Here is a 23,183-nt window from a genome sequence, read left to right as displayed (position 1 = left end):
TCACTCTGATTCCCTGGCCGCCGCCTCGTCGCGCTGCCGTTGATACCGGCGAGCGGTGTCTGTGATGGCCGATTGACACAGCGGCACGAAGTAGTCCGGATGCACGCCCCGGCTCATTGAGACGGGCGCCCACGAATTGACGACGCGGATGTCTGATGAGAAGCGCGTGTGTGTGCCGCCGCCGATACCGCCCCCGTGGACGAGTGAGAGGGGAAACAGCAGCACTTGTCCCACCCGAAGAGGCACGGGTTCGGCGCGGTCCATTAGGGCCGGGTCGAGCAAGCGTGGAGCGTACGGGAAGCCGAGTTGGTGTTTGGCGGAACGTGGGACCACATCCGGACTGACCGTGTCGGTGTAGGGAAAATCGCTGTCGGGTGCCAGGTGTGATCCGGAAATCACGCGGAGCGCGCAGCTTGCGTGCATCTCGGTGAAGGGCACCACCGCCGACACTTCAAACGGGCTGGCGCCGTAATACGTGTCGCGATGCAAGGGCGCGGCGTCCCTGATATTTCCCGGGCGGACGGCACGCACATACGGGTAGCGCTGGACGTGCAGGTCGGGGCCCACGAGATGCCGAAAGAGATCCAGATTGCCTGCGATGATCGTTCGCCCGAGGTCGTGGTCCCAGTATTGCTGTGACAGGCCGTGCAGCAATTCGACGTGCTGGGTGTCGGAGACGTGCTGGTGATATTCCTCGAGCGAGGCGAGCGCGGGAATCGTGTCCCGGAGCCACGACAGCAGTCGATCACGCACCGCGAACACGGGGGCCGGATCCGGCAGGTCCATCGCCACCCACCCGTGTTCGGCGATCGCCGCCTCGGCCTCAGCTGCGGTCATGCGACGGTCGTCCCGGCGCGCTCTTGTTCCTGACGCCACCACAGCAGCAAGCGGCGCAAGCCTTCATCGAGTCCGATCTCGGCTTCGAACCCGAGGTGAGACTTCGCCTTGCGAACGTCCGCCACGCGGCGCGGCATCGCGGTCAGTTTGCGCTCGGGGCCGTATTCGATATCCAGGTGCGAGTCCATGACGCGCAACATGGCTTGAGCCAGACCCTTCAGAGTGGTTTCCGTTCCGCTGGCGACGTTGAAGACCTCGCCCTCCGCGTCACTGGTGGCGGCAAGCACAAACGCGCGGGCCACATCTTCCACATAGATGAAGTCCATGGACTGGCTGCCGTCACCAAAAATGATCGGCGGCTTGCCGCCGGCAATTCGTTCCATCCAGCGCACGAGGACTTCGGTGTACGCGCCATGGATGTCCATCCGTGGGCCGTACACGTTAAAGGGCCGCAGCGCGATGTAGCTCAGCCCATACATGTCCCGAAACGAGGCCAGCAGTCCTTCATTAAAAACTTTGGTGGCCCCGTAGATGGTGGTGTTGTTGTAGGGGTGGTGATCCTCGGCGGTAGGAAACCGTTCCGCCATCCCGTAGATCGACGCCGACGATGCGGCCGCGACACGAGCGACTTTCGCGCGCACCGCGGCTTCCAAAACGTTGAACGTGCCGTCGGCCATGACCTCGAGCGCCAGCCGTGGCTCCTCGGCACACTGCGTCAGCCGGATCGCTGCCAGATGAAAGACGACGTCGATCCCTTTCATGGCCCGGCCCAGCGCGTCCCGGTCCCGAATATCGCCCTGCACCAGTGAGACGTGGCCCTGGGCGCGCGCGTGCGCGAGGTTTTCGAGCCGGCCCCGGCTCAGGTTGTCGAAGATCACAATCTCGCCCGCGCCCCCGGCGGCCAGCCGATCAGCGACATGTGAGCCGATCAAGCCGGCGCCCCCGGTGATGAGGACCCTGGAGCCTGCGAGGGATGTTCCGTCAGGAGAGGATGGGTGTGCCATGGGCGACCAGTTTCAGGGCGTTCGAGATGGTGGCGATGTCGGTGGCATCCAGTTCAGGATGCACAGGAATGGAAATCACTTCGCGGGCCGCTTGTTCCGCTTCAGGAAACGTGCCTTCCGTGTAGCCCAGCGCACGAAACGACTTCATCAGGTGGATCGGCGTGGCATAGTGGACGCGCGTCTCAATGCCGCAGGAATGAAACGCCGCCATCGCGGCCTCCCGATCGGATGCGCGGACGGCAAAGATGTGAAACACGTGCGTGGCCCAGCTCCTGATGACGGGCAAACGCAGTGTGCCGCCGGAGGCAACCGCTCGATAACGATCGGCCGCGTCCTGCCGCGACCTGTTCCAGTGATCGAGGTGCGGGAGTTTGATCCCGAGGACGGCGCCTTGAAACGCGTCCATCCGGTAGTTGAATCCTGGCGCGCCTGTCATGCCCGCGTTCTCGCCGCCCCAACTGCGCATGGACCGGGCACGGCTCGCCCAGTCGGGGTGGTTCGTTACCATCATGCCGGCCTCGCCAAACGCGCCAAGATTCTTGCTGGGATAAAAGCTGAAACAGCCTGCGTCGCCGAGGCTGCCCACACGGCGGCCCTTGTAGGTCGCGCCGTGCGCCTGCGCGGCATCCTCAATTACAAAGAGGCCGTGACGCCGCGCGAGTTCGAGGATCGGGTCCATATCGGCGGGATGGCCGTAGAGGTGCACCGGCACAACGGCCTTGGTTTTCGGGGTGATGGCCTCGGCAATGGCGTCGGGACTGATGGTGAACGTGTCCGGATCGATGTCCACCAGGACGGGTCTGGCGCCGGTGTAGCCGATGGCCGCCACCGTCGCCGTGAACGTGAAGGCGGTGGTGATGACCTCGTCTCCCGGCCCCACGCCGGCCGCGAGCAGGGCCACGTGAAGGGCGCTGGTGCCGGAGTTGACGCCGACGCCGAACCGGCCACCGCAATAGCCGGCGAAGGCCTCTTCGAACGCGGCGACATGTGGTCCCAGGACAAACTCGCCGGACCGGGCGATGTCATGGAGCAGCGGTTCGATCCGGGATCGGACGGCTTCGTTTTGTTTTGCGAGATTGACGAGGGGGATCACACGACGACCCGATCTGCGTCGAGACTCACGACTTGACCGCTGCGGCGCAGTGACTGGTCTGCCGCTTCAAGCAGCCTGATCACGCGCAGGCCCGCCTCGCCGTCCACCATCGGACGTTCGTGCCTGGAGACACAGCCGGCAAAGTGATCGATCGCACGCGACAGCGGCTCGGCCGCATCAAGAGGAACGGCGCGCTCATGTATCGTCAACGCGTCCGCCCGCTGATCGTCGTACACGAGTGTGCCGCGGCTGCCGGTAATGAGTGTCCGGCGCACTTTGATCGGAGAGATCCAGCTCACGGTGATGTGCGCGATCAGACCCCCGGGGAAGTCGAGCGTCACCTCCGCCAGATGCTCGGCATCGGCCCCGTCGGGTCTTACGCCAGTAGCTCTTAGTGCCGACGGCGGCGCTGACAGCACGTGGTCGAGAATGCCGAAGTCGTGCGCCGCCAGGTCCCACACCACGTTGACGTCGTTGCGGACCAACCCCAGATTGAGTCGCGCGGAGTCCCATCGCTGGAGGTCGCCCAGTCCGCCGGATTGAACGGTCTCGGCGATTTTGCCGATGGCGGGCGAAAACACGTAGGTGTGATCCACCATCAGGACGAGGCCCCGACGCTGGCTTTCCTCAATGAGGGCCAGCGCCTGGTCGGAGGTTCTGGCGAGCGGTTTCTCGACCAGCACATGTTTCCCGGCGCGGAGCGCGGCCATCGCGAGTTCGAAATGCGACTGCGCTGGTGTGGCGACAACCACCGCATCGATGTATGGGTCTGCGATGAGGTCGCCGCCGTTCGGCAGCAGAGTGACACCGGGATGCGTGCGACCCGCCGCGGCGAGGCACAGCGGAGCTGGGTCGGCGATTGCGGCCAGCCGGCACGTTTTTGACGCCCCAATATTTCGCGCAAGGTTGGGTCCCCAGTACCCGTACCCAATCAACCCGATGCTTACCAAGTCTCGTCGTTCCTCTGGTCGTGGAGAATAACACGCGGGATGGACGGCCACGGGGCGCCGGGAATTTGCAGGCGGATTCTATAGAGGCATCGCACCGCGGTCATGTACAGCGTGCGGCCATCATCGCCCCAGGCACAATTGGACGGCTCGTATTTGGTGCGGATAAAACCGAGCACTACCCCTTGCGGGCTCACCACGCAGAGACCGCCGGGACAGGTGCAGTACACGTGGCCTTCCTGGTCAACCTTGAGGCCATCGGGCGGCTGGCCATAGCGAGCGTTCAGATCCAGGAAAACACGGCCGTTGGTGATCGACCCGTCCGGGCGCACGTCGTAGCGCATCCAGATTTTTCTGCGAGGGTCGGAATTTGAGACATAGAGGTACTCCTCGCCGGGCGAGAACGCGATGCCGTTTGGCCGCCGCAGGTCTGTGCTGAGCACCTGAAGGCGCCCGTCGGCATACCGATAGACGCCGTTGAAGGGCAGTTCCTTCAGCTGGTCCCGGTCCTCGTGCAACAGGCCATGAGGTGGATCGGTGAAATACAACGAGCCATCGGACCGGTAGACCAGATCATTGGGACTGTTCAGGCGTTTGCCTTCGAATCGATCCGCGAGAATCGTCAGGCGGCCGTCGGGTTCGAGCCGGGTCACCCGCCGATTGCCGGGCTCACAAATCGTCAGCCGGCCCTCCGCGTCTCGTGTCATACCGTTGGACCCCATGGCGCGGCCGGGCGGAATATCGGCATCGGCGTATCCGCTCCTCAGGCGAATCACCTCCACGCGGCCTGGCGGCGTCCATCGACGGATCACGTTGTGCGGCAGATCGCCAAACAGCAGGTGACCTTCGGGCATCCAGACAGGTCCTTCGGTATAACCGAAGCCCTCCGCGATTCTTTCGGGCACGGTCCCTGGAGCGACAATGCGATCGAGCGCCGGCGAGATCCGTTCAACCTGGACGAACTCGCGCGCAAATACACGGCGCGCCGCGAGGAGTAGATCTGCAGGGAAGTGCCGAAGTGCCTGCCTCATGTCGGTGCGCACTCAGGGTATCCTCAACTTGCATCCAAACGACCATGGATCTCCTCACCGAACTGTTTGAGCACCCCGTTCCCACTGCGACGGCGCTCTGTTCGGTGGATGGGCAGGCAGTGACTTACGCCGGACTCGCCTCGCTCGGCGTCCACAATCGCGCTTTCCTGCGCCGTCGTGGACTTGGCGTCGCGGATCGCGTGGCCATGCTCACCGCGAACGGACCGGAAGCGGCGGTCGCGTTTCTCACTGTCGCCGCGGCCTCGGCGTCAGCGCCTCTGAACCCGGCGTACTCGGCACGCGAACTCGAGTTCTATCTGAACGACCTTCGGCCGGGGGCCTTGTTAGTGACCGCCGGCCTCAGTACACCGGCCACCGGCATCGCCCGCCGTCTCGGTATCGATGTACTGACGCTTGACCCGGCCTCTGGGACTCTCTCGGCTGAGACGCCCGAAAGTCGTCCGGCGTCTGCGGATGGTGCGCCACATCCCGAAGATGTGGCCCTGCTGCTGCACACGTCGGGCACCACGGCCCGGCCCAAGCTCGTGCCGCTGACGCAGCGCAATCTCTGCACGTCGGCCCGGAACATTGCGGCCACACTGCATCTCACACCGGCCGACCGGTGCCTGAATGTGATGCCGCTGTTTCATATTCACGGACTCGTCGGCGCCGTGTTGTCGTCACTCTCGGCCGGGGCCGCGGTGGTCTGTGCGCCCGGTCTCCAGATGCAGCCGTTCTTCGATTGGCTCGAGCATCGTCAGGCGACCTGGTACACGGCGGTCCCCACGATGCATCAGGCCATCCTGGCGCGGTGCACCGGGCCACGACATCGTCTTCGCTTCATCCGGTCTTCCTCGGCTGCTTTGCCTCCATCCGTCATGGCCGCGCTTGAGCAGGCCTTTGGTGTGCCGGTGCTTGAGTCGTACGGCATGACGGAAGCCGCGCACCAGATGGCGTCGAATCCGGTGCCGCCGGCCATTCGCAAGCCGGGTTCGGTGGGGAAGGCAGCCGGGCCGGAGATCAGGATTGCTGGGGGCGAAGTTCAGATTCGCGGAAGGAACGTCACTGCGGGGTACGCCTCAAACCCCGAGGCCAACGCGGCCGCGTTTTCGGACGACGGTTGGTTTCGTACCGGAGATCAGGGCTACATCGACGAAGACGGATACCTCTTCCTGACGGGCCGCATCAAGGAGTTGATCAATCGTGGCGGCGAGAAGATTGCGCCACGGGAGATCGACGAGGCGCTGCTTGAACATCCCGACATTCAACAGGCCGTGGCCTTCGCCGTGCCACACGCGCGCCTGGGTGAGGATGTTGGCGTGGCCGTGGTCGCCCGGGCCGGCGCCACGCTGACCACGAACGATGTGATCGAATTTGCGGCCGCGCGCCTCTCTGATTTCAAAGTCCCCCGCATCGTCCGAATCGTCAGCGAGGTGCCCAGAGGGTCGACGGGCAAGATCCAGCGAATCGGCCTGGCGGCCGCCCTTGGGGTTGGTGCGATAGAGGACAAGCGGGCAGGGATCGCGGCCACACCCCCGCGCAGCGACGTGGAAACCGCGCTGCACGAGATCTGGTCCGACGTGCTGCGCGCGCCGGCATTCGGCGTCCACGACGAGTTCGCGTCGCTCGGAGGCGACTCGCTGGCCGCAGCCGAGGTGGCGGTGCGTGTCACCGGCCGGTTCGGTATTCAGATCCCGTTCGTGACATTCCGCACGACTCCGACGATTGCCGGAATGGCTGACGCCATCGGGGGGATTGCACGAGCAGGCGTGCCACGAATCACTCCCGGGTTGATACCCCTCAGGAGCGACGGGTCGCAGCCGCCACTCTACTGTGTGGCCGGCCATGGCGGGCTGCTGCTTGAATTCGCCGGCCTGGCGCAACACCTCGACCGGCCGATGCTCGCGTTCGAGCCGCCCGTTGGAGGGGAGTTCAGTATCGAGTCGCTGGCCACCCGGTATCTCCAAGCGCTCAAAGCGCACCAGCCGACGGGGCCGTATCACCTCATGGGCCACTGTTTCGGTGGATTCGTTGCCTACGAGATGGCCTGCCAACTGGCTGACGAGGGACAGCCGGCATCACATCTGACATTGATCGAGAGCTTCCATCCTCAATGGATGCGTGATCAGTCTGTCCAGAGGCGCGCCTGGATTCGTCTGACCCACGCATTCCGTCGGGCGGGCTTTCACGTACGCAATCTACTGCGGAGCTCGTCGCCAGCCACGTATGTCCGGCAGCGTTATGCGCGGCTCCAGCGCGACCGTCGTGAAGACGCTGCGCAGGCCATGGCCAACCGCGCGTCCGTCCGCGCCTATCAGTCCCGCGCCTATCGCGGGCGTGTCCTCATCGTCGCGCCGACCGATCCGCGCGCAGGCCGGTACCCGGCACCGCTCCTGGGCTGGCAGAGGTTTGTTGCAGGGCCGGTAGAGTGCGTCACGGTGGCCGATTCGCTGCAGGGACTGCTTCGTGAGCCCGCCGTCATGGAAGTGGCCACACTCATGACGCGCCACTCGTCGCCGAGTGGGTGAACCTTTCCCCGGCGCGGGCGTATTATGGTGACATTGTCACCTTTCTACGCAGGCGGGAGGCGTCTTCATGGGCAAGGACGGTCTGGGCGAGTTTGAGCTGCTGGTGCTGCTGGCCTGCATGCGATTGGGGGAGGACAAGGCCTACGCCGTCGCCATCGTGGACGCGATTCGTGAACGCACCGGTCGCGAGATACACCGCGCGGCCGTTTACGTGACCCTGCAGCGACTCGAAGAAAAGGGGCTGATCACCACACGCCTCGGCGAGTCGCTTCCCGAGCGCGGCGGAAAGGCGCGGCGCCTGGTTCAGGTGCAGCCGGCCGGCAAGGTGGCGGTACGCGAGTCCCGCCAGGCATTCCAGCGCATGTGGACCGGACTCGCCTCGCAGCTGGAGCAGCGATGAAGGCGCCTCTGCTGGCACGCCTCCTCATTCGGTTGGCGGCCCCGAGTTCGAGGCGTGAGGATGCCCTCGGGGATCTGGAAGAGGCGCACCGTGCCCGCCGGACCTCGGGCGCAACAGCGGCATGGTGCCGATCCCTTGTTGATGCGGCGATCATCGCCGCGGCGTTTGTCTGGCATCGCCTGGCGCCTTCGCCCGGCCGGCCGCCGCAGTATTTCGTGACGTTTGCGGATCTGCGTCTTGGCGTGCGCCTGCTGGTGCGCCAACCGCTCACTGCGGTGACGACCATCGTTGCGTTGGCCGTGGGCATCGGCCTCGCCACTGTGGGATTCGCCACCATGGAGGCCATGCTGTTCAGCCAGTTGCCGTTCGACGGCGGCGACAGGTTCGTGCGCATTGAAGCGCTGGCCCAACGTGATCGCACTCCGGTGCGACTGGAGGCTGCAAGCTACGCGCGGCTGACGTCGTTGCCGTCTCTTGCCCACGTGGGGGCGGCCACGGGAGGGCGCGAGAGTGTGGCGCTGCCCACCGGGTCTGTTGAAGAGCTCTCACTGACCGCGATGACACCCTCATCGTTTGCCTTCCTCGCGGCCGCACCGTTGTCCGGTCGGCTCCTGACGTCTCAAGACGCGGTTCCCGGGGCACCGCGTGTCGCGCTCCTGTCTGAAGCCGTCTGGCGCCGGACGTTGAACGGTGCACCTGCCGTTGGCGCGACGATTGATGTCGCGGGGACTGCACATACGGTGGTGGGCGTGATGCCGTCCGCATTCGGCTTTCCGAATTCCCCTGATGTGTGGCTTCCCCTCGATGAGCGCTTTCAGCACGGCGACGCGGTGCCCGACGGTGATGCCCGCCTGTTTGGCGTGCGCGTGCCTGGGTCATCCATGGAGCAGTTGACGACGCAGCTGAATGGTGTGTCGTCACAGGTACGTCCGCTGCGCGGCAATGAAACGGTGAGTCTGGAAGCACGCTCGTACACAGACCTGGGCGAGATCGCGCCAGTGCTGGCCACTGTCATCGTCATCGCCGTCTGCGCGGTCCTGATCGTGATCGCAGCGAATGTCGGCAATCTCATTCTGGCGCGCTCGTTTGCCCGCTCGAGGGAGTTCGCGCTGCGGGCGGCGTTGGGTGCGTCGCGGGCGAGGCTCGTGGCCCAGGTGATGACCGAGGTGCTGGTGCTGGGCACGATTGCCGCCCTGGTCGGCAGCCTCAGTGCGCAAGTCGTGCTTCGCCGGTTCAACACGATGGATGAAATCCCGTACTGGGTGGACTTTGCGGGAGGGCCGGTCACGGCGGGCCTCGTCGCAGCCGTGACGCTGTTGGCGTCGGCGATTGCCGGCGCCTGGCCGGCGATGAAGGCCACGCGACGAGACGTGCTGCAGGGACTCCAGGCCGGTGACGGCAGGTCCAGCGACGTGAAATTCGGCCGGCTCTCGGGCGCCATCGTCGTGTCGCAAATCGCCGTCTCGGTGGTGATGTTGCACGGTGCGCTCGTTGTGGCCCAGGCCTTTCGCGATTACACCGACGTGCAGCTCGACCTGCCGGCCAATGTGTTGACGATGGGCGTTGGCGTCAACGCCGTGCGCGCGGCTGCGGATGGATCGCGCCGTGCGCCCCTCACGGCCGGTGATGTTGAGCGAATTGTCGCCCTGGTTCCCGGCGTGATCAGTGTGGGTGCGGCCACCGCGTTGCCACGCCACAGTCCATCACTGAGCCTCGTCGAGGTTGAAGCGCTTCCCGGTACGAGGACTGTCCCGGCCATGCTGGCGCCATCGGCCGCGGTGTCAGCATCGTTCTTTGACGCGCTTGGGACGTCGGTACGCGCGGGTCGATCATTTGCTGAGAACGACGGCCGCCCGGGCGCCCCTCCGGTCGCCATCGTGAATGAGCCGTTTGCCCGCGACGCGTTTGGTGGCGCCCCCCTGGGTCGCCGCTTCCGCGTGGTGACCGACAACGCTGCGGGACCGTGGCGTGAAGTGGTTGGCGTGGTGCCTGACCTCGGCTTGAGCGTCGGCGATCCCGCGCTCAGCGGCGGCTACTACGTGCCGCTGACGGTGGACACCAACGTCGTGTTTCTCGCGATGCGCGTGAAAGGGGAGCCGCTCCGCTATAGCGAGCCGGTGCGACGCGCGCTCAGGGAGCGAGACCCCGACCTCGTACCGTACCGCGCGGAGCGCCTCGAGGATGTGAACCTGGACGACCGCGCGTTCTTCGCCAACTTCTCAACGGTGCTGGTGGGGCTGGGCGTGGTGACGCTCGTGCTCGCCCTGGCCGGCGTGTATTCGATGATGTCGCTCATCGTGTCTCGTCGCACTCGTGAGATTGGCATTCGCACGGCGCTCGGCGCCCGATCCGGCCAGGTCATCACCGCGATTGGTGGGCGTGCTGCCGCGCAAATCGGCGCAGGGGGTGTCATCGGGGCCGCGCTGGCGTTGGCCTCGCTCGAAGGCCGGTCGCTCCTCGTTTCGCGACTCGGTGATGGAGGAGCGTGGACGCTTCCGCTGGTCATGGGCGTGCTGATGGCGGCCGGCCTGGTGGCCACGTGGGTCCCCTTGCGCCGTGCCCTGCGGATTCGGCCGCAGGACGCATTGCGCGCAGACTGACCGGTGTCTTGTTCAGAACACCGCCGAGCGGGCCGACCGCCGTAGACTGGCCTCATGAAGAAACTATTTGTCGTGGGCATGATGGTGGTGGTACTCACGTCGTCGACCGCCGCGTGGGCGCAGGTCGGCGGTGGAATCAAGGCCGGCGTGAACTTCGCCAGGGTCTCCGGATCTGACGAAGATCCCGGACGACGTATCGGTGCGATCGCAGGCGTTTTCATGACGGTCGGCCTGGGCTCGGTATTTGCGATTCAGCCCGAAGTCGTCTTCTCCATGCAGGGCACCAAGTTTTCATTCGGGACGGCCAAAGCGGATTACGTCCAGGTGCCGCTCCTGCTACGAATCGGCAGTTCGTCCAAGGCCGGTGCAAGTGTGTACGGCCTGGTAGGGCCTTCAGTGGGCATCTACGTGCGCGATGAAGGCTTCACAGACGACCTGAAGCGCACCGATGTCGGGCTGGTCGCCGGGGCCGGTGTGACGTTCTCACGGCTGCTGGTGGAAGCGCGATATACCGCGGGCCTGACGGAATTCAGCAAGGGCACGACGGCCTACAAACACCGCGTCTGGTCGCTCATGGCCGGCCTGCACTTTTAGTGCATTCGTGTAGCCGGGTCTGAAGACCCGGCCTCCTTCCGGATGGAGGCCGGGTCTTCAGACCCGGCGAGTAGGTGTCCGGATGGAGGCCGGGTCTTCAGACCCGGCGTGTTAGCGCTTCACAGCGGCCTGCGCCAGCGCCGCCTCGAGCGCCTGCGCGAACTGCGCAAACGGAATGGCCCCGCTGATCGCACGGGTGACCTTGACCTGATTGGTGGCCTTGTCAAAGACGCCGATAAAAAACGCCGGCGTGCCATTGGCGCCAAAGCTGGCCGCAAGGTCTGCAGTCTTTCTGATGCCGTCAGTCGTGCGGCCGCTGGCAATACACTCGCGGAACGGCGCGAGGTTCACTCCGGCCTGAGTCGCCGTCGCCTCGAGCCCTTCCACGGAATGCTGCGCGGGCGCGCCAAAGAGCGTGTTGTGCATCTCCCAGAACTTGCCCTGTTCCAGGCCGCACTGTGCCGCTTCATGCGCCTTCACCGCCTGCGGGTGCAGCGCGTCGATGGGGAAGTCGCGGAAGGCATACAGAATTTTCCCCGTGGCGATGTAGTTCTTTTCGATCATCGGCATCGTCTCGCGGAAGTGCCGGATGCAGAACGGGCACTCGTAGTCTGAGAACTCCACGAGCGCGACCTGGGCATCCGGGTTGCCTTTGGTTGGCGCACCGGTCAGATCCACTTCGGGCCGCGGACGGCCAAGCGTGGCGCGCAAATTGGCCAGGTCCTCTTTGACCGCCGCCAACTCTCTTCGCAGCGCCTCGATCTCCGACGTCTGAGCGCACGCAGGCGCCGCCGTCAGCACCAGAGCCGCCAGCACCGCTCCCATCAATCGCATCTTCACAATAATGTCTCCCCGGCCCTTGCCCGTCTCGCTTCGGGGATTGTACGCTGCTCTGACACTTTCCACATGAGACGCACCAAGATCATCGCCACGCTCGGCCCGGCCACCATCGACGGCGCAGTGATCGGCGCCATGATTGCCGCGGGTGCGGATGTGTGCCGCCTGAATTTCTCTCACGGCACGGCCGAAGAACACGCGGCGGTGTGCCGCGCGGTTCGCGCAGAGGCACAGGCCGTGGGACGCAACATGCTGGTGTTCCAGGACCTGTCCGGTCCAAAGATCCGGACGGGTCGTCTCGCCTCGCCGATCATGCTCACAGCCGGCACCGAGGTGCTGATGACGCTCGGCGACGACGAGGGGGGGCCAGACCGGATCCCCACGGCCTTTGCGCCATTGTTCTCATCTGTCGCGCCGGGCCAGCGCCTGTTGCTCGACGACGGCCGGCTCGAACTGGTGGTGACCGCCGTTGAACCAGGGCGATTGGTGGCCAGGGTCGTCGAAGGCGGTGTGCTGGAAAGCCGCAAGGGGATCACCGCGCCCGGCGCCGTCATGCAGACGCCCTCGCTGACACCCAAGGACCGCGACGATCTGCTGGCGGGCATCGCCATGGGCGTCGATGCGGTGGCGCTCAGCTTCGTGCAGTCGCCAGACGATGTGGTGCAGGCGCGAGCGGCGGCGGCGGCCGCAGGGGCGGCCGACATGCCGATCATCGCGAAGATCGAGCGGCCCTCGGCCGTGGAACGGATTGACGAGATCGTGGCCATCAGCGACGCCGTCATGATCGCGCGCGGCGACCTCGGCATTGAGATGCCGCTCGAGCGCGTGCCTGCCGTCCAGCGGCGCATCCTGCTGGCCGCGCGGCGGCGCGGCGTGCCGGTGATCGTGGCGACGGAAGTCCTGGAGTCGATGCGACTCTCATCGCGTCCCACGCGGGCGGAAGTGACCGACGCGACACATGCCGTGGACGAGGGCGCAGACGCCATCATGCTGTCGGGAGAAACCGCCGTCGGCCGCCATCCGGTGCGCGTGGTGGCAACGCTCGCCGCCATCATTGAGCAGGCCGAACGTGACATGGCCCTGGCCGGCGGGCACGGCGGGATTGTGGTGCCGCCCGGCGCGGTGATCTCAAGCCGCCATGGCCTGGCCCTGTGCGAAGCGGCGGTGACTCTGGCCCGACGCGCCGGCGCCACGGCGATCGTGGCCGTCACCAAGAAGGGCATGACGCCCCGCGTGCTGGCGGCGCTGCGCCCGGCATCCCGGATCATCGCGGCCACACCGAACCCGCAGACCGCCGCGAGGCTCGAGCTGGTGTGGGGTGTGACCCCGATGCTGACGCCGGCCGCCACACTCCCGGCCGTCCGTGAAATGTTGCTGGCCCGGGCGCTTGTGCCTGTGGGCGAGACCCTCGTGTTTGTGGCCATGCACGCCGGGCTGGGTCAAGAGGCCGATAACTTTCTCGTCGTCGAGCGGATGTGAGCGAATGACACAGCAGCCAACTCAGAACGGGGTCATTCAGTTCATCCTGGACAATTCACTGCTGCTCATTGGCGGCAGCCTGATTGCGCTTGTCTGGGCCAACCTGAATTACCCAGCCTACGAGTCGTTCGCGCATCTGTTGCACTTCGGCGTCAACGACGTCGGCATGGTGTTCTTTTTTGCGCTGGCCACCAAGGAAGTGGTGGAGGCCATGTTGCCTGGCGGGCCATTGGCGTCGCCCAAGCAGGCGGCGGTTCCCGTCTTCGCGGCGATCGGGGGCATGGCGATGCCGGCCACCCTGTACGTGCTGTCGGCCTACGCCGTCAACGACATGGAGGTGGTGCGCGGCTGGGCCATCCCCTGCGCCACCGACATTGCATTTTCCTACCTCGTGGCGAGGATGATCTTTCCAACAGGCCACCCGGCGATCCCATTTCTCTTGCTGCTGGCGATTGCAGACGACGCGATGGGGTTGGTGATCCTCGCAGTGTTTTACCCGAGTGCCCCTCTCGCTCTCGGATGGCTCGGACTTTGGCTGTCGGGCGCGATCGTCCTGGCCTGGGTCCTGCGCCGTTTCCGTGTCGGCAACTTCTGGGTCTATGTGATGGGCCCGGGTGTGATGTCGTGGATTGGGCTCTATGTGGGCGGACTGCACCCCGCTCTGGCGCTGGTGCCGATCGTGCCGTTCATGCCGCACGCGAAGTTCGACCTCGGTTTGTTTGCCCCGAAGGAAGGGAAGCGGCACGACACCATGAACGAGTTCGAACATTGGTGGCAGACACCGGTGCAGTTTGTCCTGCTGCTGTTCGGGCTCGTCAATGCCGGAGTGCCACTTTCGTCGGTGGGTGAGGTGACGTGGATGGTGTTGGGCAGCCTGCTTTTCGGCAAGCCGATCGGTATCTTCGCGTTTGCGATGATTGCAGGCGCCGTCGGCTTTCCCAGGGCCGCCGGTCTGGAAAAACGATCGATGGTCGTGATTGGAGTGGCCGCCGGCATTGGCTTCACCGTCGCGCTGTTTTTCACCACCGCGGCGTTTCCGATCACGTCGCCGCACCTCGATCAAGCCAAGATGGGGGCCCTGTTGAGTTTTCTGGCCGCCCCCATCGCCGTCGGCCTGGCGAAGGCCCTCAAGGTGGGCACCGCCGCCCCGTCAGCGGGCTGAGTGCGCCGAGTGCCGCTCTTCGGCCCGGCGCCGAAGTGCGGTCAGTGAGAGTTGCCATCCGCGCGACGCGACCGCATAGTATCGCCGCCAGCGCGGCGACGGTTCGTAGCCGTCCTGACGCACCACCAATCGGCATCCCGTACCTTCAGGCTGGCAACTGACGTGCAGCGCCATCGGCCCAAGCGCGTCCCCCTCGGGCGGCACCCACCAGCAGTCGGCGACGAGAAACTGCTGGCCCGGACGCACGTCCACCACTGTCCCGTGGAAGACGCCACCGAGCGGCCCCAGCAGGTCGTCGCGATAATTGGTCGGCGCCCACTCGATGGCATACACGCCAAACGGCACCGGCGTGACCACCGCGTGAGTCACCTGCCACCAGACCTGCAGCGCGGCATGATCGAAAAAACATGCGAACACGTCAGCCGGCTTGGCAGCGATGAAGAGTCGCTGTTCAAACCGGCCCGCGGGATCGGAAGAGGACATTGGAAATGAGGAACTTAGGAAATTAGGAGCTGGGGAACTGGGACTCCAGGACCCCGGGACTTCAGGACCCCGACGGTGGTTTCCTCAACGACTGTGCGTAGGCGACGATGGCCCAGACCTGTTCCTTGGAGGTGTCTTCCGAGAAGGCGGGCATCTTCGGGTTCGAGCGCCCGTTCCAGATCTTGTAGAACACCGTGCCGTCGGAATTACGCGGCGCGCGCGCCACGTTGGTCAGGTCCATCTCCGCCGCGTACTTCGCATCAGCGTCCGGACCATCGCCCTTGCCCGCAGGTCCGTGGCAGCGTTCACACTTGGCGGCAAACAACTTCTTGCCCCCGGCGAGCGTGGCCGCGTTGATCGGCAGCGGGTTTGTTTCCGCAGCGCCACCGGTGGGAATGGTCCAGCGGGCGGCCTGGGCGGGAGGCGTCACGACGGTTTTGGCAGAGATGGCGGTGGCCATGATTGCGAGTCCGGCGAGTGACAACACGAGCGAGGTACGAGGCGTCTGCGACATGGGCCGGATCATATACTGACGCCACGAATCACGGCGCAACGTGGGCGATGTGGTCATTGACTGCCGGCCGGGGCTGAGCGACCATTTGAGCACTCGTAGCCAGGGGCAGGTGTTGATGCTGAGACGACGGATGTGTGGTTCGGCCGCCGTGACGGCCGCAGGCCTTGCGACGGCGCTCGCCTGGGGTGTGGTGGTGACGGCGCGTGCGGAACGCGCGGCCCTGCCGCGTGTCCCGTGGCAGGAAGCGCCGCAGGATACGCGCACGCCTGATCAACTGGCGACAGAAGTCTTCCAGCTCGTGCAGAAGACCTGTATCGAGTGCCACGGAGAGGCCAAAGACGGCGGACTCGATCTGCGGACGGAGGCGGGCCTGCAAAAAGGTGGGCGGTCCGGACGCGCCGTGGTGGCCCACCAGCCTGCCGCGAGCCTGCTCTACAAGGCCATCATGCACGACGGCGATCTGCAGATGCCTGAAGACGCCCCGCCCTTGAGCGAAGCGCAGCGACGCACCATCCGCCTGTGGATCGAAGCGGGTGCCTCGTGGGCGACCGTGCCCGGCGCCAGCGGCGGGGGCGGCACAGACCTCGAGGAGCTTCGCAAGCGTGAAGAGCGCCCGATCACGGAAAGTGAGCGGCAGTACTGGGCGTTTACGCCGGTCGCGCGGCCCGCGGTCCCGGTGGTCACGCGAGAGGGCTGGTCTGCCAACCCCATCGACGCCTTCATTCTTGATGCGATGTCGCGCAAGGGCCTGACCCCCGTGTCGGCCGCCGACAAACGCACCCTCGTTCGACGAGCGTATCTGGACGTGCTGGGCCTGCCCCCGACACCGGCCGAATCGGACGCCTTCGTCAACGACTCGTCTCCGAACGCGTGGCCCGCGCTGGTCGACCGCTTGCTCGCCTCTCCCCACTACGGCGAGCGCTGGGCGCGTCACTGGATGGACCTCGTCCGGTACGCAGACTCGGGCGGCTATGAGTTCGATACCGACCGTGCCGAGATGTACCGGTATCGCGACTACGTGGTGAACGCGTTCAACAGTGACAAGCCCTACGACACGTTCGTCAAGGAGCAGTTGGCAGGAGACGAATATGCGCCCGGTTCCGACGAGGCGATGATCGCCACCGGGTATCTTCGCCTGGGGCCGGAGGGCGGCGGCAATCGGCTTGACGCGGTGGACGACCTCGTGACCACGACCTCGCTGACGTTCATGGGGATGACCGTGGGTTGTGCACGTTGCCACAACCACAAGTTCGATCCCATTCCGCAGAAGGACTACTACCGCATCCAGTCGATTTTTTATCCCACGACCAATGTGGAGCATCCCCTCGTCCCGGCCCACGAGGTGGCGGCCAACCGCGCCGAGACGCAGCGCATCGAGGCGTTGCAGAAGCCGCTGCGCGCGGCGAAGACGGCCATCGAGAAGCCCTATCATCAGATTCTGATCGACCGCGAAATCGCGAAGCTGTCGCCCTACATGCAGGAGGCGTGGAAGACCCCCGCCGACCAGCGCACCGAAGGGCAGCGACTCAACGCCAAACAGATCGAAGACACCGTCGGGATCACGTCGCTTCGCAAGCTCATCACCGAGAAGGATGTGGTCGCCCTGATGCCCGCCGACGTGCAGGCGAAACACGCGGCGGTCAAGGCCGAGATTGACGCGCTCGACGATCAGAAGCCGCGACGCCTGCCCACCGCACGGGCCATCGGCGAACGGGGCCGGGTACCCGCGTCGGTATTTTTCCTTCACCGCGGCAGCCCGGATGCGCCTGGGTCCGCGATGACGCCTGGTGTGTTGTCGGTGGCCAGGCGCGATGAGTGGACCTTCCCTGAGCCGCCTCCAGACGCCAAATCGAGCTGGCGCCGCCGCGGGTTTGCCGAGTGGCTGGTATCAAAAGACAATCCCCTGACCGCGCGCGTGATGGTCAATCGCCTCTGGCAACACCATTTCGGCGAAGGCATCGTCCGCACACCGAGCAGCTTTGGAAAAATGGGCGAGGCGCCGTCTCATCCGCAGTTGCTGGACTGGCTGGCGGCCGAGTTCATGGGCCAGGGCTGGAGCATGAAGGCGATGCATCGCCTGATGCTCACGTCGATGACGTACCGCATGGCGGCCAGCGATACGACGGCCAACTACAGCGTCGATCCCGAGAATCGGATGTTCTGGCGCATGCCGCGGGTGCGGCTCGAAGCCGAAGTGATCCGCGACAGCATCCTGTCGGCCGCCGGCACGCTCGATCCGGCGATCGGTGGACCGTCGATCTTCCCGTTCATCGATCCGGACCTGTTCGAAAAGAGTTCAAACCGCGATTGGAAGGGCAAGCCCGACAGCGACCCTGCCACGTGGCGCCGGAGCCTGTATGTGTTTTCGAAGCGCAGCATCCGGTATCCCATGTTCGAGACGTTTGATCAGCCGAACCTGATCAATTCCATCGACCGCCGCAACCGCACCACCATTGCGCCTCAGGCCCTGATCCTGATGAACAACCAGATGGTGCTCTTTCAGGCAGAGAAATTCGCCGAGCGTGTCGCTCGCGAGGCGGGCTCAGACCCGGCGGCGCAGGTGAAGCGCGCCGTGTGGCTCGCGCTGGGCCGCCCGGCGGACGCGATCGACCTGAAACGCGGCGCGGCGTTCATCGCGGAGAGCCCGAAGGGGCTGGCCGAGTTCTGTCACGTCCTGCTCAATCTCAACGAATTCCTGTACCGGCCATGAAGCACCACCATCACCACCATCACGGCTGCGGGCATTTCGAGAAGCTGCAGTACACGCGGCGTGAACTGCTCGGGCGGCTCGGTGGGGGCATTGCCGGTCTCGCCTTCGCGGACCTGCTCTCGCAAAACGTGGTGGGTGCCCAGGCGCGCAATCCCCTCACGCCCAAACCGGCGCCGCTTCCTGCGAAGGCCAAGGCCGTCATCTCGATCTTCTGTTACGGCGGCGTCAGCCATATCGACACCTGGGACCCCAAGCCCGATCTCGTGAAGTGGCAGGGCGAGACGATGAAGGATGTGGGCGAGGTGCGGACGGTGATGGGCAATCCGGGCGGATTGATGCCGTCGCCGTGGACGTTCAAGAAATACGGCCAGTCCGGCATGGAAGTGTCCGAGTTGTTTCCCCACATGGCGCAGCATGTGGACGACATCGCGCTGATTCGATCGATGTACGGCGTCAGTCCGGCGCACGGCCCCGCGTTGTTCCAGATGAACACCGGCACGATCCTGGCGGGCAGCCCGAGCGTGGGCAGCTGGGTGACCTACGGCCTGGGTAGCGAAAACCAGAACCTCCCGGGGTTCATCGTCTTTACCGATCATCGCGGCGGGCCCATCAACGGGCCGCCGAACTGGTCCAATGGCTACCTGCCCGCGGCGTATCAAGGCACCCAGATCCGCGATAAGGGGTCGCCGATCGTGGACCTCAAACCTCCGGCGGGCCGCACGCCGGAAGAGCAGCAGCGGTGGCTGCGCATGCTGGCCGAGTTGAACGAAAGACATGGCGACCTGCATCCGCTCGACAGCGAGTTGTCGGCACGTGTGTTTTCGTACGAGCTGGCGTTCCGTATGCAGACGCACGCGCCGGAAGCGATTGACCTGGGGCAGGAATCGGCTGCCACCCGGAACCTCTACGGCATTGGGGTTGAACCCACCGACTACTTCGGCCGCCAGGCGTTGATGGCCCGCCGCATGGTGGAACGCGGCGTGCGGTATGTGCAGATTTTTTCCGGCGGCGGCAACTTCGAGCCGAGCTGGGACGCGCATTGGGACTTGAAGGGCAACCACGGGCTGCACTGCGCCGAGACCGACAAGCCGCTGGCCGGGCTGATCAAGGACCTCAAGAGCCGTGGCATGTTTGAGGACACGCTCATCGTCTGGCACGGCGAGTTCGGGCGGTTGCCGATTTCAGAGCGGATGGATGGCCGCGACCACAACAACAAGGGCTTCAGCGTGTGGCTGGCCGGCGGTGGCGTGAAGGGCGGCACGGTGGTTGGCGCGACCGACCACTACGGCTACCAGGCGGTGGAGAACGCGAAGTCGGTGTACGAACTCCACGCCACCATCCTGCACCTGCTCGGACTCGACTACGAGAAACTCACCTACCGGTTCAACGGCCGCGACATGCGGTTGACCGACGTGCACGGCAAGGTGATTCGGGAGATTCTGGCCTAGCCGCCCGAGGGCATCGGATACAATTTCTCGGGGACCCGAGTTCTTCGGCGCGCCTGTGGTCTCGGATGTATTCAAGTGACGTGTACCGGGGCGTGGAGAAGGCGTGAGATGGCTGTAGGTGCGCATGGCTGAGGTCGCCGCGCATCGCCCCGGCCGCCTGATGGCTCAGGCACGGCAGTGGGTCCACTCCTTGACCCAATCTGAATTCCGGAAGAACACCCTGTGGGTGGCAGCCCTGGGGGGATTCGAGCGTGTGGGCGCCATGGCCCAGGCGGTGCTGATCTCACGGGCTCTCGGCATCACCGAATACGGCGTGTATGGGCTGTTGTTCGGCGCTGTCGGTTTTGTGGCGTCCACCGCCGGGTTCCAGATGGGACTGACGGCGACGGTGTTTGTCTCGCGCTACCGTGAGTCTGAGAAGCAGAAAGTCGCTGGTGTCATCTCGCTGGTCGGCAGGTTCGCGTGGGTGATTTCGGTGATGCTCGTGGCAGCGGCCCTGCCGTTCAGCCGCACCCTTGCGGAGGCACTCGTCGGCTCGACCGGGTATCAGGCCGCGGTCATCGTCATGATTCTGTTTGTCGCCGCCACCATAGTCAGCGGCGTGCAGGACGGAGTGGCGCAGGGGTTTGAGAAATTTGCCGAGCTTTCCAAGATCAAGATTGGCGTCACTCTCGCCGTGCTCCTGGGCATCTATCCGGCGGCACGGACCTTTGGCCTGGACGGGGTCCTGATTGCCATCCTTGCCGGCGTGGTTCTCAAGGGGTTGATCCTTCACCGTGTGATCCGGCGCAGCCGTCTCGATGCCGGCATTCCCCACCATGGGGCGCCGGCGTCGTTTCGGCAGCTGATTGGCGATTTCGCCCTGCCGTCCACAGTGTTGAATCTGGTGCTCGGCGGCGTGACGTGGGGTGGCCTCTTCATGTTGTCGAGGCAGCAGAGTGGCTTCGACGAGGTTGCTATTGTGAGCACCGGTTTGCAGTGGCGCGGCCCCATGTTGCTGCTCGCAGCGTCGATCGGCGGCGTCGCGGTCCCCGCGTTCGGCCGGTTATCGGTGGCGGGGGACGCCGCAGGGACGCGACGGCTTCGCCGCAAGCTTGCCGTGACGAATGCCCTGACCGCCTCGGCCGGGGCGCTCGCGATGGTCGTGGCGTCCGGGCTGATCATGGCAATGTATGGTGAGGCCTTCGCGCGGGGGCGAATGGCCTTCTGCCTGATTGCGCTTTCCACAATTCCCACGGTCGTCGCCAATGTGTACGTGCATGAACTGGTGGGGTCAGCGCGCATGTGGCGGCAACTGTGGCTGCACGTACCGTACCTCGCTGCGCTGTTGATCAGCTTTACCGTGCTGGTGCCCGGCTATCACGCGGCGGGGTACGCGTCGGCCCTGTTGATCGGGTCCGTGGTGTTCCTCCTGCAATTCGTGGTCGCCGACAGTGCGGGTGTGCGCCGGCTGGCCGCGGCCGCGCGGCGCCAGCTCGGCTGGCGGCTGATCATCTCGTGGAATCAGTTGATGGGCCGCAGCTTTGTTCCGGTGCCATGGAAACAGCTGTTTGTCGAACCCACGAGCCGCTGCAATCTGGCCTGTCGTTTTTGTGCCTATCCACTGGAAGTCCGCCCGCGCACGGAGCTGACTGGAGATACCTTCCAGGCACTGCTTGATGCGGCCGACCGAGTGGGAATCGAGCGACTCTGGTTGACGCCGATGACCGGCGACGTCTTCATGGACAAAGGCATCTTCCGGAAGCTCGAAGCGGTGCAACAGTCGAGCGTCCGGCAGGTCGCGTTCTATACCAATTTTGTGACGCCGGACCTGGAAGCCATCATGCGGCTCAAGACCTTCACGAAGTTACGGGAGCTGCACATCAGCCTCTACGGAGCCACCGAAGAGCGGTTTGCCGCGATCACCGCGAAGCCGCCACAGCAGTTTCGCAGGCTTGTGCGCAATCTGGGGTGGCTGGCCGATGCGTTGCACGAGTGGCCGGCGGCTCCCGCGATCATCATTGACGTTCGTGAGGGCAGCTCATTCGACCCGACCCGCTGGACCGGCCCGCTGTACGACGTGGTGCAGCGGCTGGTTCGCGACCACCGCGCGTCGGTCGGAACTGCCACCGAGTACGACAACTGGGGAGGGCTCATCACAGATGATCATGTGGTGGGGCTCGACATCGCACTGACGCCGGGCGAAAGCCTGTACCATCAGGGCGCCTGCATTCATATGTTTCAGTCCACGATGGTGACCTCGACCGGCGAAGTGGTCGGCTGCGGCTGCCGGGGTTACGATTCCGGCCTCTTTCTGGGGGACACGAAGACCGAGCCGCTGGAAGACATCCTCTCGTCGGGCAACCCACGGTGGCGCGCACTGATTGACGGCATGAATCGGGGCGCGTTTCCCAACGTGTGCCAGTCCTGCGGCATGTATCGCAGCATCCGGGACCATCGATGGACGCGCGGTGGCGACCCGAGCCGGGTGACCACGCTTGACGAAGCCACCAGGAGCTGACGACGTGGCACACACCGGCATGCCAGACCTTGCACACAGCGCCATCGGGACACTGATCGAGACATTGTCGCCGTGTATCGTGGACCTGGGCGCGCGCGGCGGTGCCGATCCGGAACTGCTGGCCATCGCCTGGGCGTCCAGCATCTACTGCTTCGAGCCCGAGCAGCACGCCGCGGATCAACTTGCGCGGGCGGGTGACTCCCGGTGGCGCCAGTTCACCGTCATACCAAGTGCGGTAGGCGGCGCGTCAGGGATTCAGAATTTGTACGTGCCTGAGGACATGACTGGGGCGTCGCTGCTGCGGCACAACCCGGCCATGATCGAGCGATTCGACAACCCGAGCCTGCATGCCGTTCGCACGGTGCTACCGGTTGAGACCTGCACGCTGGACGAGCTTCGCAGCACAGGCAGGCTCGAACGTGTGGATTACCTCAAGGTGGACGTTGAAGGCGCAGAGCTCGACATCCTGAAGGCCGGCCACACGTTGCTGCGCGAGTGTGTGGCGCTGAAAGTGGAGTGTTCGTTCCTGCCGCAACGGATTGATCAGCCCCTGGTGTGGGCGGTGGCGCAGTTTCTTGCCGAGGCGGGATTCGAGGTCATGGACCTCCAGGACTTTCACCGCTGGAGGCGCCGCAACCTGCCGGCGCACCCCTATCGGGTCCGCAGCGACATGCAGTACTCGAAGGGGCAGGTGGCTCAGTGTGACCTTGTGCTGCTCAAGACGGCGGGCCGCCTGGAAGGCCCCGAGCAGGCGATGCGGCTCGTGGTGCTCAGCGCCGCGCTCGGCTTTTTTGATCACGCGCGCACCGTGCTCGCGGGCAACCCCGAGTGGGCCGCCTGGGTCCGCGAGACGCACGGCTTCGACATTGACGCGGAGCTCAGACAATGGTCTGCCACTGTGGGCAGTCGCGTGGTGAGAGGCGCACTCCGGGCGCAGGTCCGGGGACTCGTGCCACTCCTGCGCGCGTGGGCCGGTCGCTTTCAGTTCCCACGGCCCGACTGACATGTGCGGGATT

General features: G+C 65.1%; 18 protein-coding genes. 10 read left to right on the top strand and 8 right to left on the bottom strand.

The window, feature by feature from the left end; translation table 11 throughout:
* Genes IPL75_17350 through IPL75_17330 form a run of 5 tightly spaced genes read right to left on the bottom strand, consistent with a single transcriptional unit; the run spans position 1 to position 4,912 of the window.
* Positions 1-837, bottom strand: coding sequence for a phytanoyl-CoA dioxygenase family protein (locus IPL75_17350; GenBank protein MBK9241964.1), 837 nt, complete (start codon positions 835-837; stop codon positions 1-3).
* Positions 834-1,841, bottom strand: coding sequence for an SDR family NAD(P)-dependent oxidoreductase (locus tag IPL75_17345; GenBank protein ID MBK9241963.1), 1,008 nt, complete (start codon positions 1,839-1,841; stop codon positions 834-836). The genes IPL75_17350 and IPL75_17345 overlap by 4 nt, the downstream gene beginning before the upstream one ends.
* Positions 1,819-2,934: a DegT/DnrJ/EryC1/StrS family aminotransferase gene (locus tag IPL75_17340; protein ID MBK9241962.1), complete on the bottom strand. Its 1,116-nt coding sequence runs from the start codon at positions 2,932-2,934 to the stop codon at positions 1,819-1,821. The genes IPL75_17345 and IPL75_17340 overlap by 23 nt, the downstream gene beginning before the upstream one ends.
* Entirely contained in the window at positions 2,931-3,884 is a 954-nt protein-coding gene (locus IPL75_17335; GenBank protein MBK9241961.1) for a Gfo/Idh/MocA family oxidoreductase, read from the bottom strand. Before IPL75_17335 ends, IPL75_17340 begins: the two co-directional genes overlap by 4 nt.
* Complete coding sequence (locus IPL75_17330; GenBank protein ID MBK9241960.1) at positions 3,878-4,912, bottom strand: SMP-30/gluconolactonase/LRE family protein; 1,035 nt, start codon at positions 4,910-4,912, stop codon at positions 3,878-3,880. Before IPL75_17330 ends, IPL75_17335 begins: the two co-directional genes overlap by 7 nt.
* Before the next feature lie 44 nt (positions 4,913-4,956).
* Here IPL75_17330 and IPL75_17325 point away from each other — a divergent pair, with 44 nt between their 5' ends.
* From IPL75_17325 to IPL75_17310, 4 genes are all read left to right on the top strand, one after another.
* Entirely contained in the window at positions 4,957-7,440 is a 2,484-nt protein-coding gene (locus tag IPL75_17325; protein ID MBK9241959.1) for an AMP-binding protein, read from the top strand.
* A 67-nt stretch (positions 7,441-7,507) separates the two neighbouring features.
* Positions 7,508-7,840: a helix-turn-helix transcriptional regulator gene (locus IPL75_17320; protein ID MBK9241958.1), complete on the top strand. Its 333-nt coding sequence runs from the start codon at positions 7,508-7,510 to the stop codon at positions 7,838-7,840.
* Entirely contained in the window at positions 7,837-10,440 is a 2,604-nt protein-coding gene (locus IPL75_17315; GenBank protein MBK9241957.1) for an ABC transporter permease, read from the top strand. The genes IPL75_17320 and IPL75_17315 overlap by 4 nt, the downstream gene beginning before the upstream one ends.
* Before the next feature lie 54 nt (positions 10,441-10,494).
* The gene (locus IPL75_17310) at positions 10,495-11,034 is read left to right on the top strand and encodes a PorT family protein (GenBank protein ID MBK9241956.1); all 540 of its coding nucleotides are present in this window, start codon (positions 10,495-10,497) and stop codon (positions 11,032-11,034) included.
* A 111-nt stretch (positions 11,035-11,145) separates the two neighbouring features.
* On the opposite strand, the gene IPL75_17305 is transcribed toward IPL75_17310, so the two are convergent.
* Positions 11,146-11,868 carry a thioredoxin domain-containing protein gene (locus IPL75_17305; protein ID MBK9241955.1) on the bottom strand — a complete coding sequence of 241 codons (723 nt, stop codon included), beginning with the start codon at positions 11,866-11,868 and terminating at the stop codon, positions 11,146-11,148.
* Between the two features lie 72 nt (positions 11,869-11,940).
* On the opposite strand from IPL75_17305, the gene pyk reads away from it, so the two are divergent.
* Both pyk and IPL75_17295 read left to right on the top strand, forming a co-directional pair.
* Entirely contained in the window at positions 11,941-13,350 is a 1,410-nt protein-coding gene (gene pyk / locus IPL75_17300; GenBank protein MBK9241954.1) for a pyruvate kinase, read from the top strand.
* A gap of 4 nt (positions 13,351-13,354) precedes the next feature.
* Positions 13,355-14,512, top strand: a complete 1,158-nt coding sequence (locus IPL75_17295) for a Na+/H+ antiporter NhaA (protein MBK9241953.1) — start codon at positions 13,355-13,357, stop codon at positions 14,510-14,512.
* Here IPL75_17295 and IPL75_17290 read toward each other — a convergent pair.
* Positions 14,501-14,995 (bottom strand): SRPBCC domain-containing protein, encoded by a 495-nt coding sequence (locus IPL75_17290; protein MBK9241952.1) that lies wholly within the window; start codon positions 14,993-14,995, stop codon positions 14,501-14,503. The genes IPL75_17295 and IPL75_17290 overlap by 12 nt on opposite strands.
* A gap of 61 nt (positions 14,996-15,056) precedes the next feature.
* Complete coding sequence (locus tag IPL75_17285; GenBank protein MBK9241951.1) at positions 15,057-15,509, bottom strand: c-type cytochrome; 453 nt, start codon at positions 15,507-15,509, stop codon at positions 15,057-15,059.
* 85 nt (positions 15,510-15,594) lie between these two features.
* Here IPL75_17285 and IPL75_17280 point away from each other — a divergent pair, with 85 nt between their 5' ends.
* The 4 genes from IPL75_17280 (at position 15,595) to IPL75_17265 (ending at position 23,170) form a co-directional block, all read left to right on the top strand.
* Positions 15,595-18,219 carry a PSD1 domain-containing protein gene (locus IPL75_17280; protein ID MBK9241950.1) on the top strand — a complete coding sequence of 875 codons (2,625 nt, stop codon included), beginning with the start codon at positions 15,595-15,597 and terminating at the stop codon, positions 18,217-18,219.
* Entirely contained in the window at positions 18,216-19,667 is a 1,452-nt protein-coding gene (locus IPL75_17275) for a DUF1501 domain-containing protein (GenBank protein MBK9241949.1), read from the top strand. The genes IPL75_17280 and IPL75_17275 overlap by 4 nt, the downstream gene beginning before the upstream one ends.
* Before the next feature lie 124 nt (positions 19,668-19,791).
* On the top strand, positions 19,792-22,167 hold the full coding sequence (locus IPL75_17270) for a radical SAM protein (GenBank protein ID MBK9241948.1): 2,376 nt from the start codon (positions 19,792-19,794) through the stop codon (positions 22,165-22,167).
* 4 nt (positions 22,168-22,171) lie between these two features.
* Complete coding sequence (locus tag IPL75_17265; GenBank protein MBK9241947.1) at positions 22,172-23,170, top strand: FkbM family methyltransferase; 999 nt, start codon at positions 22,172-22,174, stop codon at positions 23,168-23,170.
* The last annotated feature ends 13 nt before the right edge of the window (positions 23,171-23,183 follow it).

The sequence above is a fragment of the Acidobacteriota bacterium genome (assembly GCA_016716905.1).
Taxonomy (GTDB): Bacteria; Acidobacteriota; Vicinamibacteria; order Vicinamibacterales; family SCN-69-37; genus SYFT01.
Note: the sequence above shows the minus strand (reverse complement) of the source record. Positions and strands in the feature narration are given on the sequence as shown.